Annotated in this window: 9 protein-coding genes and 1 riboswitch; of the genes, 4 read left to right on the forward strand and 5 right to left on the reverse strand. The window is 37.3% G+C overall.

Annotation, left to right across the window (positions count from 1 at the left end; all coding sequences use genetic code 11):
- Positions 1–90 precede the first annotated feature (90 nt).
- A riboswitch (TPP riboswitch) is annotated at positions 91–179 on the reverse strand.
- A gap of 126 nt (positions 180–305) precedes the next feature.
- Positions 306–1,076 carry a WG repeat-containing protein gene (locus H6W53_RS14550; protein ID WP_185207812.1) on the reverse strand — a complete coding sequence of 257 codons (771 nt, stop codon included), beginning with the start codon at positions 1,074–1,076 and terminating at the stop codon, positions 306–308.
- 305 nt (positions 1,077–1,381) lie between these two features.
- Between H6W53_RS14550 and H6W53_RS14555 the strand changes: the two genes are divergently transcribed.
- The 4 genes from H6W53_RS14555 to H6W53_RS14570 all read left to right on the forward strand — a co-directional run bounded on the left by H6W53_RS14555 (position 1,382) and on the right by H6W53_RS14570 (position 9,640).
- Entirely contained in the window at positions 1,382–4,165 is a 2,784-nt protein-coding gene (locus H6W53_RS14555) for a bifunctional aconitate hydratase 2/2-methylisocitrate dehydratase (protein WP_185207813.1), read from the forward strand.
- 312 nt (positions 4,166–4,477) lie between these two features.
- Entirely contained in the window at positions 4,478–6,748 is a 2,271-nt protein-coding gene (locus H6W53_RS14560) for an aconitate hydratase (protein WP_185207815.1), read from the forward strand.
- Positions 6,749–6,858: 110 nt separating this feature from the next.
- Positions 6,859–7,353, forward strand: a complete 495-nt coding sequence (locus H6W53_RS14565; protein WP_185207817.1) for a hypothetical protein — start codon at positions 6,859–6,861, stop codon at positions 7,351–7,353.
- A gap of 67 nt (positions 7,354–7,420) precedes the next feature.
- Entirely contained in the window at positions 7,421–9,640 is a 2,220-nt protein-coding gene (locus H6W53_RS14570) for an outer membrane beta-barrel protein (protein ID WP_185207818.1), read from the forward strand.
- 327 nt (positions 9,641–9,967) lie between these two features.
- Here the strand turns inward: H6W53_RS14570 and H6W53_RS14575 are convergent, their stop codons facing one another.
- From H6W53_RS14575 to H6W53_RS14590, 4 genes are all read right to left on the reverse strand, one after another.
- Entirely contained in the window at positions 9,968–10,678 is a 711-nt protein-coding gene (locus tag H6W53_RS14575) for a HesA/MoeB/ThiF family protein (RefSeq protein WP_185207819.1), read from the reverse strand.
- Positions 10,679–10,834: 156 nt separating this feature from the next.
- The gene (gene thiH, locus H6W53_RS14580) at positions 10,835–11,953 is read right to left on the reverse strand and encodes a 2-iminoacetate synthase ThiH (protein WP_185207820.1); all 1,119 of its coding nucleotides are present in this window, start codon (positions 11,951–11,953) and stop codon (positions 10,835–10,837) included.
- Positions 11,954–11,964: 11 nt separating this feature from the next.
- A complete protein-coding gene (locus H6W53_RS14585) occupies positions 11,965–12,741 on the reverse strand; it encodes a thiazole synthase (protein ID WP_185207821.1) in 777 nt (258 codons plus the stop codon).
- Between the two features lie 32 nt (positions 12,742–12,773).
- Entirely contained in the window at positions 12,774–13,394 is a 621-nt protein-coding gene (locus tag H6W53_RS14590) for a thiamine phosphate synthase (RefSeq protein ID WP_185207822.1), read from the reverse strand.
- Positions 13,395–13,441: the final 47 nt, after the last annotated feature.

Here is a 13,441-nt window from a genome sequence, read left to right on the forward strand (position 1 = left end):
AAATTTAATGAATAAAAGGGGCGGATTATGATGAGTAATTTGTAATCGGTAATAAGTAATATGATGAGGATTACTCATTGCTCATTACCTATTGCTCATTTTTAATTTCCCTAAACGGCATTACCCGTTCCAGGTTCATTGGGTATAATCTCAGCTTGCTACAGCACCCCTTTATTTCAGCCGCGAAATTACGAAAAATTTACCAACTGTGGGAAATTACGTTTTTCCAACCTATTTTTTCACCAAGATCATTTTAATTAAGATTTGTGCTATTGGTGAAAGATTCTTGAAATTCGTGTTTAAATCTAATAAGTCTTATTCTGTGAATCTACATAGTAATAATTCTTACTGTCTTTTGAAACCTCGAACATTTTACCAAGCTTCCAGCTAAAATTTCGTTTAATATCAGAATATTCAAACGGAATAATCACCTTTCCATTCACATCCACCACTCCGAAAACATTATTTTTTGAAGCAATAATCATCGGATTGGCAACATCATCACCTTCTAAAATAAAAAGATAGTCGTATTGAGGATAAATTTTAAACTGCTTGTAATCATAAGGATTTTCAAATGTCGCTTTTTCGATGATTCCGAAAAAACCATTCATCGTATAAACCTGAAAAAGCTGCTGAACATATTCTTTGTGAGGACATTTTGCCAAATCGGACTGTTTATACTGATACACTCTTTTGCCTGTTCTGTCGACACGGTAAGAAATTTCATCTTTTTCTACCGTCGCATAATCCGCAGTCCCGAATTTTCTGAGTTTTACATTAGGAGAATTTAAAAGATTACAGTCTTCGTAGAAAAATACGGCAATATGATATTCCGGCTGAATGATGAATTTTCCTTTCTGATTCACATATCCGAATTTGCCGTCCTGTTTTTTCGGAATTAAAAGTGGAAGCTCTTCATTGATGATGGGAAAATTGCTATTAAGTTTTGCCTTTTCTGGTAATTTTTTAACCACAGTTTTAGAACCTGTCTTCGAAGGCAATTTCTTCACTGTTTTAGCCTGAGAAAAAACAAAAACCGAAATAAAAAGGAATAAAACCGAAGCTGCATTTTTCATAATCATCAATTGTTTGCAAAAATATCGCCAAAAATAGAAAATATAAAATACATATTTATAAAGAATCTAAATAATTTAAACTTGAAAAAATTGTAAAATTCCGTAAATTTGGGCACGTTTTCAGGCATTTATTATGACAGATGTCTTAAAGAAGTCATTTTTAATACACTATCTAAAAATTTCAGCTTCTTGCTTAGATCAAATAAACAAAAAAATAATAACTCTGCCGGAAAACATATAATGATAATCTTCCTTTGAATAAGACTGATTATCATCCGATTAAGATTGAAAAGATTTCTATTATTATGAATATTTATCAGGATTACATCCAAGAGATTGAAGAAAGAAAAACTCAGGGGCTTCATCCAAAGCCGATTGACAGTGCAGAATTATTAAGCGAGATCATTGCACAGATTAAAGATACAGCAAACCAATACAGGGCTGATTCTCTTAAATTTTTTATTTACAACACGTTACCCGGAACCACGAGTGCAGCCGGTGTAAAAGCTAAATTTTTAAAAGAAATTATTCTTGGTGAATCTGTAGTAGAAGAAATCTCTCCGGTTTTTGCTTTCGAATTGTTATCCCACATGAAAGGTGGAAAATCTATCGAAGTATTGCTGGATCTGGCTTTAGGCAACGATGAAAATATTGCAAAACAGGCTGCAGAAGTACTGAAAACGCAGGTTTTCCTTTATGAAGCAGATACAACCCGTCTGAAAGAAGCCTTCAATATCGGGAACGAAATTGCAAAAGAAATTCTGGAAAGCTATGCAAAAGCAGAATTCTTCACAAAACTTCCTGAAGTTGCTGAAGAAATTAAAGTGGTTACTTTCATCGCAGGGGAAGGAGACATTTCTACCGACTTACTTTCTCCGGGTAATCAGGCACACTCAAGATCAGACCGCGAATTACACGGTAAATGCATGATTACGCCTCAGGCGCAGGAAGAAATTAAAGCCTTACAGGCAAAACATCCGGATGCAAGCGTAATGCTTATCGCTGAAAAAGGAACAATGGGAGTTGGTTCTTCGCGTATGTCCGGTGTAAACAACGTTGCACTCTGGACAGGAAAACAGGCAAGTCCTTATATTCCTTTCGTAAATATTGCTCCTATCGTTGGAGGTACCAACGGAATTTCACCAATCTTCCTTACAACAGTAGACGTAACCGGAGGTATCGGAATCGATCTTAAAAACTGGGTAAAGAAAGTAGACGAAAACGGAAAAGCTGTTCTTAACGAAGAAGGCGAACCTATTCTTGAGCAGACTTATTCTGTTGCAACGGGAACGGTTTTAACCATCAATACCAAAGAGAAAAAATTATACAACGGAGATCAGGAGCTTATCGATCTTACAAAATCTTTCACACCGCAGAAAATGGAATTCATTAAAGCGGGTGGATCTTACGCTATCGTGTTCGGTAAAAAATTACAGACATTTGCTGCTGAAGTTTTAGGCATCGAAGCTCCGGTTGTTTTTGCACCTTCTAAAGAAATTTCTAACGAAGGACAGGGGCTTACTGCGGTTGAAAAAATCTTCAACAGAAATGCAGTAGGGAAAACTCCGGGTAAAATCTTACACGCAGGATCTGATGTACGTGTGAAAGTAAACATCGTAGGTTCTCAGGATACTACAGGTTTAATGACTGCTCAGGAACTTGAATCTATGGCTGCAACGGTAATTTCTCCGATAGTAGACGGAGCTTACCAGTCCGGATGTCACACCGCTTCAGTTTGGGATAAAAAAGCACAGGCGAATATTCCTAAATTAATGAAATTCATGAACGAATTCGGTTTGATCACAGCGCGTGACCCGAAAGGTGAATATCACGCGATGACAGACGTTATTCACAAAGTTCTTAACGATATTACTGTAGACGAATGGGCAATCATCATCGGAGGAGATTCTCACACGAGAATGTCTAAAGGAGTTGCTTTCGGAGCAGATTCAGGAACTGTTGCCCTTGCTTTGGCGACAGGAGAAGCGTCAATGCCAATTCCGGAATCTGTAAAAGTAACATTTAAGGGAACCATGAAAGAACATATGGATTTCCGTGATGTGGTTCATGCAACTCAGGCTCAGATGCTGAAACAGTTCGGAGGAGAGAACGTATTCCAGGGAAGAATTATTGAGGTTCACATCGGAACACTTCCTGCCGATCAGGCGTTTACCTTCACAGACTGGACGGCTGAAATGAAAGCAAAAGCTTCCATTAATATTTCTGAAGATGCTACTTTAATCGAGTCTCTGGAAATTGCAAAAAGCAGAATCCAGATTATGATTGATAAAGGAATGGATAACCACAATCAGGTTCTTCAGGGATTAATAGACAAGGCTAATAAAAGAATTGAGGAAATCAGATCTGGTGAAAAACCTGCTCTGACTCCGGATTCCAATGCTAAATATTACGCTGAAGTTGTTGTAGATCTTGATGCCATCGTAGAACCGATGATCGCCGATCCGGATGTAAACAATGAAGATGTTTCTAAAAGATATACGCACGATACCATCAGAGATTTAACGTATTACGGTGGTGAGAAAAAAGTAGATCTTGGTTTCGTAGGATCTTGTATGGTTCACAAAGGAGATTTAAAGATTGTTTCTCAGATGCTTAAAAACATTGAAAAACAAAACGGTACGGTAGAATTTAAAGCTCCGCTTGTGGTTGCTGCTCCTACCTATAACATCATTGATGAATTAAAAGCGGAAGGCGACTGGGAATTTTTAGAGAAATATTCAGGTTTTGAGTTTGACGATAATGCTCCTAAAGGCGAAGCTCGTGTTGAATACAAAAACATGATGTATCTTGAAAGACCGGGATGTAACCTTTGTATGGGGAATCAGGAAAAAGCAGCGAAAGGAGATACGGTTTTAGCCACTTCTACCCGTCTTTTCCAGGGAAGAGTGGTTGAAGATTCTGAACGTAAAAAAGGAGAATCTCTATTAGCTTCAACTCCGGTGGTTGTACTTTCTGCGATCATGGGAAGAATTCCAAGCATCGATGAGTATAAAACAGCGGTTGAAGGGATCGACCTTACTACTTTTGTTCCTTCTATTAAAGAACTGACAAGTACAAGCGCTCACTAAAAAGCTTACAGATAAGCCGTAAAGGCTGTTTTAACAATTTATAGAATTGAAAGATTTTACTCGTAAAGATGTAGAATCTTTCAATTTTTTATTTAGAATCTTTCCATTTAAAGATCTGCAAAAATTATTTTAACTTAGATCAATCACAAAAATTTTATTTTTTCTTAACTTGAAGGTTGGAAATTTCAGAATTATTTATCATTTTTTATCCTTTTTAAAAGCATACAGGAATAGAATTTGATAATTTAATGATGTTAATTTATTTAATAGCAAAGAGCAAATAATTAAAACAGAAGAAAAATAAATTCAGATATGACTTTTGATATTGATATGATCAAAAAAGTGTACGAGCGTTACCCGGAAAGAATTGCTGCGGCAAGAAAAGTAGTGGGAAAACCTCTTACCCTTTCAGAAAAAATCCTTTATACCCACCTTTGGGAAGGAAACGCAACACAGGCACACGAAAGAGGAAATTCTTATGTAGATTTCGCACCGGACAGAGTAGCGATGCAGGATGCAACGGCACAAATGGCGCTGCTTCAGTTTATGCAGGCAGGAAAAGCGAAAGTGGCTGTTCCTTCAACCGCTCACGCCGATCACCTTATTCAGGCAAGAGTAGGTGCAGAAGCAGATTTACAGGAAGGTATCAACAAAAACTCGGAAGTTTTCAATTTCCTGAGTTCGGTTTGTGATAAGTACGGAATCGGTTTCTGGAAACCGGGAGCCGGAATTATCCATCAGGTTGTACTGGAAAACTATGCTTTCCCGGGAGGAATGATGATCGGAACGGACTCTCATACCGTAAACGCAGGAGGTTTAGGAATGGTTGCCATCGGAGTTGGTGGTGCAGATGCAGTTGACGTAATGGCGGGAATGGCTTGGGAACTTAAAATGCCAAAATTAATCGGGGTAAAATTGACCGGGAAAATGTCCGGCTGGACTTCAGCAAAAGACGTGATCTTAAAAGTAGCAGGAATTCTTACCGTAAAAGGAGGAACAGGCTGCATCGTAGAATACTTCGGAGAAGGAGCACAATCTCTTTCAGCGACAGGTAAAGGAACCATATGTAACATGGGAGCGGAAATCGGAGCAACGACTTCTACTTTCGGATATGATGATTCCATGAGAAGATACCTTTCGTCTACCGGAAGACAGGATGTTGTAGATGCGGCAGATCAGATTGCAGAACATTTAACAGGAGATCCTGAAGTGTATGCAAATCCTGAACAGTATTTTGATCAGTTAATTGAAATTAATCTTTCTGAACTGACTCCTCACTTAAACGGACCTTTCACTCCGGATCTGGCAACGCCTGTTTCTGAATTCAGAGCAAAAGCAGAAGCCAACGGATGGCCTTTAGAAGTAGAATGGGCACTGATTGGTTCTTGTACCAATTCGTCCTACGAAGATTTATCAAGAGCAGCTTCTATCGTGGAAGATGCCGTTGCTAAAGGGGTAAAACCAAAAGCTATTTTAGGAATTAATCCGGGTTCTGAGCAGGTGAAATTTACCGCAGAAAGAGACGGCTTCCTGAATTCATTCAGAAAGTTTGAAAATGCAAGAATCTTTACAAACGCCTGCGGTCCTTGTATCGGACAATGGGACAGAGAAGGCGCTGAAAAAGGAGAAAAGAATTCGATCATTCACTCTTTCAACAGAAACTTTGCAAAAAGAGCAGACGGAAATCCAAATACCCACGCTTTCGTAGCTTCTCCGGAAATGGTAGCTGCTGTGGCAATTTCGGGCAGACTGGATTTTAATCCGATTACCGATACTTTAACCAACGAATCCGGAGAGCAGATTAAATTAGACGAGCCTAAAGGTTTTGAATTACCGGAAAAAGGATTCGCTGTGGATGACAATGGTTATCAGGCGCCTTCTGAAGACGGATCTTCTGTTCAGGTAAATGTAAGCCCAACTTCAGACAGACTTCAGTTACTGGAAGAATTTCCGGCTTGGGACGGGAAAAATATTACAGGAGCAAGACTTTTAATAAAGGCTTTCGGAAAATGTACCACCGACCACATTTCTATGGCAGGACCATGGCTGAAATACAGAGGTCACCTTGATAATATTTCAAATAATATGTTGATCGGCGCTGTTAATGCGTTCAACATGGAAACCAATAAAGTTAAAAATCAGCTGACAGGAGAATACGGAGAAGTTCCTGCTGTACAGAGAGATTATAAAGTCGCAGGAATTCCATCCATTGTTGTGGGAGACCAAAACTATGGGGAAGGTTCTTCAAGAGAACACGCAGCGATGGAACCGAGACATTTGGGCGTAAAAGCTGTTTTAGTAAAATCTTTTGCAAGAATTCATGAAACCAACCTAAAAAAACAGGGAATGTTGGGAATTACTTTTGCCAATGAAGCAGATTACGATAAAATTCTGGAAGATGATGTGATCAACTTCCTGGATCTTGATCAGTTTGCTCCGGGAAAACAATTGACTTTAGAATTCATCCATTCAGATGGCACTAAAGACATTGTGATGGCAAACCATACCTACAACGATCAGCAAATTGACTGGTTTAAGGCAGGTTCTGCTTTGAATCTGATCAAACAACAGGAAAAAAATTAATTGTTAGATTTAATTAATCATAAAAAAGCAACTTCAGATTGAAGTTGCTTTTTGTTTTATATTGATTTCGCTTATTTTTAGGCTTTAAAAACTAAGAGTAAAACTGAACTATGAAAAAACTTTTACTGCTTTTATCGTTTCTTCCTCTACTCTCTTTCGCGCAGGAAAACAACGAAGTAAAAATTAATGCCTTTGGAATATTTAAATCAAGAATTGATATTGGATATGAACGAATTATTAATTACAATGCCGGAATAGGAAGTTATTTTATATACCAATGGAAAGAAAAATATATGGTTATGCCATATTATAGATTTTACACAGACAATGAAGGTATTGCAAAAGATTTTTTTATTGAAGCATTAGCTATTTACAACAGAAACAAATATTCTCCGCTTGACGATAATGGTCAGACTTTAAATAATGAGAAATGGGGATCATCTTTAGGAATCGGAGCCGGAGTGGGAGAAAAATATGTATTTATATCAAATCTCTTTGTGGAAGCTGGTCTGGAAGCCGGAATTGTTAAAAATTTATCTGCTTCAGACAGAGATCAGTACGGCGGATTATTCCGCCTCTTTATTTCAGCAGGGTATAGATTTTAAATTTAAGTGAATAAAAATGTAACAAAAGTACTTTTTTCATTGTCTAATAGAATATCAGAAAGACATTATGAAAAAAGCAATTATTGCGTTATCACTTTTGGGCAGCATCTTTTCTTTTGCCCAGGAAAAAACGAATAACCAGGTAACCAAAGAAAAACAAATTGAAGGAGTAACCATTACCAAAACTAAAAAAGCCGTTGAACAAAAAGCCGACCGTACGATTTTTGATTTTTCGGAACAGCCGCAGCTTAATAACGGAAACGTTCTGGAAGGCATCAAAAAACTTCCCGGATTGGTTTCTACCGATATCGCAGGAATGATGTATCAGGGAAAAGTTCTGGATGTTTATTTAAACGGAAGACCTTTGAACATTACTTCCAATGAGCTAAATTCTTTTCTTGAAGGAATGCCCGCCAATTCAGTAGACCGAATTGAAGTGATTACACAGCCCGGTGCAGAATTTCCTGCCACTTCAGGAGGCGCTATCATGAATATTATAACGAATAAGAATGCGAATAAATATTTAACGGCAACGTATTCCGGAAATTATTCTTTCACGAATTATGATAAATTCAGAAGCAGAACAAGCAATTCTTTAAATCTGAATGCGAGAAATAAAATTTTCGGATGGCAACTGAATGTCGGGCAGAATTACCGTGAAAGTATGCTGAACAGCAATCAGGACAATCTGATGTTAAGCAATACGGACAGAGTGGGAAGAGGATATTTTGCAAAATCCGGGCTTACTTTTGATCTCAGACAGGACAGATTGCTTTTAAATTATGATATTTACCATAACAACAATGATAATTATACAGCCAGCAACGGACTTGCAGATCTTCCGTATTATCTGAATCCAAACATTATCAGAGAAGGAAATTTTTCATCCTTTGATGCAGCTCACACCGATAATTTGAGACAGGAAGCTGTGGTAACCTATCAGAAACGTTTCACAGAAAAATCTCAGAAGCTGGATTTCCAGTTTGGTTTTACAAAATCCGACAGTAAATTCATTCAGGATAATATTTTTACAGATGTGGTTTATACCAATCCTGTTGAAAATAGTCCCAGAATTCCTTTTTCTAATAAACTGAACAACAAATCGGATATGGAAATCGCCAATTTTAAGGTAGATTATTCTCAGCCTTTAAAGATTTTGGACGGTGGAAAAGTAAGTTTGGGAGGATTGTATGAGCATCAGAATTTTGATACGGAAAGCAAAGGAATCACGAATTTAGAATACACCAGACAAACAACAGCAACTTATCTGGAATTTCAGGCTAAGCTGAAAAAGTTTGATTTTATTTTGGGAACGCGTGCTGAAAATTATGATATTTCCGGTGTTACAAGATATTACAACAATAAAAATCTTATTGAGGCAGATCTTCTTCCTTTTAACAAGTTTAAATTGTTCCCGAACGCAAGTGTTCAGTACAATCTGATGAATCAGGTATACGTAGCAGCGAATTACAATAAAAAGATCAATTTGCCGAGTATTTCTGCCTTAAACCCAAACAACACCACATTTCAGGGACCGAATACACAGGTAACAGGAAACCCAAATCTTCAGCCAACGATTTTTGACAATTATGAAATAAAAATTTCAGCTTTCGATTATGCATTTATCGGATACAGTGTAAGTTCAGCGAAAAATCAGGTAGCGCAAATCATCAGAAAAGACGGAAAAAATCTGTTCAACGAGCAGATTAATATTTCTGAAATGAAAATCCACAATTTCAATGTCGGATTACCGGTTCCTTTCATGATTTTCAGCAAACCATTGAGCGAAATTATGAAGTTTAATTTCAATCCGGATAAGATCAACTTCATGTACATTTACGCAGGTTATCAGAAGCATGATATTGACAATCTGAACAATAAAGGATTCTGGATTCTGAATCTGATGACGCAGATCATTTTGCCGAAAGAGATCAAATTAACAGCCAATTACAGTTATCTCACTCCAAAAGCAGGATATTTTTATTTCACCGCAGAAAAACCATTCAACAATTCTGTGGATCTTACGCTTACGAAGAAATTTATGGACAATCGTTTGACGGTTTCTGTTTTTGCCAATGATATTTTCAACGGACAATTGATGCAGGTTCGCTCGAATCCGCCTTCCGGAGAAACGGTAATGCTGAGAACGAAATACGACTCAAGAAATTTCGGATTATCAGTTAATTACAAAATCCCGACAAAGAATAAATTGGCAAAAGAAGATGCAAACATTCTGAATCAGACGAAGAAAGATGAAAATGGCGGTGTGATGCAGCAGGGACAGTAGTTTTTTGTTTAAACACAAATCGCACGAATTTTTTGCACAAATTTCACGAATAATTTTGATTTATAATGATTAAGCAAAATTGAAACTAATAAGTATTTATTTTATCAATAGGAGCGGACTTTAGTCCGCTTTTTTATATCCCGAAAGAAAGGCTTTAGCCAAAACTTAGAATATTTGTGCAATTTGTGCAAAACATTTGTGTCATTAGTGTTTAACCGATACGAGCGGACTTTAGTCCGCTTTTTTTACTCCCAAAGAAAGGCTTTAGCCAAAACTTACAACATTTGTGCGATTCGTGCAAAAACATTCGTGCAATTTGTGTTCAAGTTAAAAATCAACAGTCTGAAAACGCCAGTTCAACGTATCAATCAACGTTAACTGATTCAACGGCAATGGTAAATTTGTGATTATTTTTAAAGCCAAATTCGCCATCATGCTTCCTACAATTCCGGATAATGCTCCTAAAACGCCCAAACTGTCACAATCCGGAAGAGACTCATCAAAAGGCGGTTCCGGAAAAATATCTCTTAAATTTTTGCTGCCATTATAATTAAAAATCGCAACCTGCCCTGAAAAACCGAGAATACTTCCATACACCAAAGGCTTTTTGAATTGTACACAAACATCATTAACTAAATATCTCGTTTTAAAATTATCGGAACCATCAATAATGATATCAAATCCGGAAATCAATTCTTCGGCGTTTGATTCATCTATTTTTTGTTCAATTCCAACGAATTTAATTTGATGATTTAGATTTCTGATAAATATTCCGGCGCTTTTTACTTTAGAAATTCCGACCGTGCTTTCATTGTGAATAATTTGTCGGTTTAAATTATGGAGTTCCACCTCATCAAAGTCTAAGACACCCAAAGTTCCTACTCCTGCAGCAGCCAAATATTGAATAACTGGGCTTCCTAAACCTCCGGCTCCAATCACCAAAACTTTAGAATTCATTATTTTTCTTTGACCCTCCAATCCGATTTCTTCAATGAAGATCTGTCGGCTGTATCTTGCGAAGATATCTTCTTTTTTCATTGATTATTTTTATTTGAACCATTAAGATTTTATTAAGGAGTTTAGAAAGATTAAGTATTTGCAAGCAAATAAAAATAAGCTGAATTACTAAAAAAATATTTTTAAATATTTTCTTAATTAAACTTAACTCCTTAATAAAATCTTAATGGTTCTAATTTAAGTTCCGCTATAAACCACATCCCAATCTTTCATTACAGGATCGTAGCCTGCTTTTTTAATGATGTTTTTGATTTCCTCCACGCTTCTTTCATCACTGGTTTCGAATTGTTCCAACGACTCTTTATCCACCGCATAACCTCCCGGATTGGTTTTAGAAGCGGCACTCATCGCTGTTGCCCCCAATGAAATAATGTTATTTCTGAATTTTTCGTTTTCCCTTGTGGAAATAGAAATCTCCAAATCTTCATTCCAGATTCGGTAAGCGCAGATGAGCTGTAATAAATCTCTGTCGGACATGATGAAATTCGGTTCAATAATTCCTTCCGCAGGTCGGAGGCGCGGAAATGAAACTGAATATCTGCTTTTCCAATATTGTTTTTGAAGATAATCGATGTGTAAGGCATTGAAAAAACTGTCAACACGCCAATCTTCCAGCCCCAGTAAAACGCCGAGTCCTGTTTTATGAATTCCTGCCTTTCCAATTCTGTCGGGCGTTTCCAGTCGGAAGTCGAAATTCGACTTTTTTCCTTTCGGATGATATTCTTTGTAAACTTCCTGATGATAGGTTTCCTGATAAACCAAAACTGCATGTACTCCCGCTTCATGAACCCGTCGGTATTCTTCTTCAGATAAAGGCTGAACTTCAATCGAAATATTGGCAAAATGAGGTTTTAAAAGTTGTATGGCATTCAGAAAATAATCGATTCCGACGGTTTTATTGGCTTCACCGCTTACCAGCAAAACATGATTCACGCCCATTGATTTTAAAACGGAGGCTTCAATCAGAATTTCAGTATCAGAAAGTGTTTTTCTTTTAATGGAATTATCCAGACTAAAACCACAGTAGGTACAGATATTCTGACATTCATTGCTAAGATACAACGGCGCATACAACTGAATGGTTTTCCCGAAACGCTTTTGGGTAAGCTGTTGAGTCATTTTTGCCATTACTTCCAGTTTTTGAGAAGCAACAGGCGATAGAAAATTCAAAAAATCTTCGATGGTTTTATTTTTTTTCTGAAGACTTTTTTCAACATCAGTTAACGTTACTTTTCCAAGCTTCGTTTTCACCTCATCCCATTGGTATTTTTCAAAAAAATCTTTAAAACTCTTCATTTCATTTAATTTTAATCAAATAAAAAGGCAGTCAGCGGACTTGAAGCTTCTGCGTGATGTGAAATTGCGCCCAAACCGGATTCAAAAGCTCTTCTTCCGGCAATCACACCCTCTTTGAATGCCAATGCCATATTTACTGGATTCTTCGCCACCGCAATTGCCGTATTTACCAAAACTGCGTCCGCTCCCATTTCCATTGCTTTTGCCGCATCGGAAGGCGCACCAATTCCCGCATCCACCACAACCGGAACATTACTTTGGGTGATAATGATTTCTAAAAAATCCAATGTTTTTAGTCCTTTATTGGTTCCGATTGGCGCTCCTAAAGGCATTACGACGGCTGTTCCTGCATCTTCAAGACGTTTGCACAGGACAGGATCTGCATGAATATAAGGCATCACGACAAACCCTAATTTTGCCAGTTCCTCTGTTGCATACAATGTTTCAATAGGATCGGGTAACAGATATTTCGGATCGGGATGAATTTCCAGTTTCACCCAGTTGGTTTCCAGTGCTTCTCTTGCCAACTGTGCCGCCAACACGGCTTCTTTGGCAGTTCTTGCTCCTGAAGTATTGGGTAAAAGGTGAGATTTTGTCGGTTTTAATGCGCTTAAAATATCGTCTTCCGAAGAATTTGCATCGATTCTTTTCAAAGCCATGGTTACCAATTCGCTTTCTGAGGCGATGATAGAATTCGTCATTTCCGACAGGCTTCCGAATTTTCCTGTTCCTAAGAATAATCTCGATTCAAAGATTCTGTCGGCTATTTTTAAAGGTTGATTTTTCATATTTACTTTTTACTTTAAGATGTTTGTAATTGTTAATTGGATTCTAAAATGCTTCTGAATTCATTAATTACAGAAGGCTGACTGGTAATCTGCCCGGAAACAGCAACTCCATAAATTCCGATTTCCTGTAATCGTTTGATGTCTTCCAAAACAACTCCGCCAATGGCAAAAATTTTAGGAATCTCAATAGATTTTTCTTTTAAGCTATTGATGATTTCATGATAACCTTCAAATCCTAATATCGGACTTAATTGTTCTTTGGTAGAAGTAAATCTCAACGGACCTAATCCGATGTAATCACAATGCTCTACCATTCTCTGAAGAACATCTGAAAAAGTATTGGCAGTTCCCCCAATAATTTTATTTTCTCCCAAAATGTATCTCGCCTTTTCTACTGACATATCTTTAAGTCCCAAATGAACACCATCCGCATCAACGTCTTTTGCGATCTGAACATGATCGTTAACGATGCAAATAGTATGATGATCTGCACATAATTTTTTTGAAATTTCACAGAGTCTTATGAAATCTTTTTCGGGTGCATTTTTCCAGCGAACCTGAATCCATTTTGCACCATAATCAAGAGCTTTTCGGATGTTTAACTCCTGATCTTCTAATTTTGAACCCTGAGAGATGTATTGTAATTTTTCCATTTTCTTTTTAATGTAATTTTCTTTTCAGCGCGAAGACGCAAGGTTAG

Source organism: Chryseobacterium sp. C3, from assembly GCF_014218905.1.
GTDB lineage: Bacteria > Bacteroidota > Bacteroidia > Flavobacteriales > Weeksellaceae > Chryseobacterium > Chryseobacterium mucoviscidosis.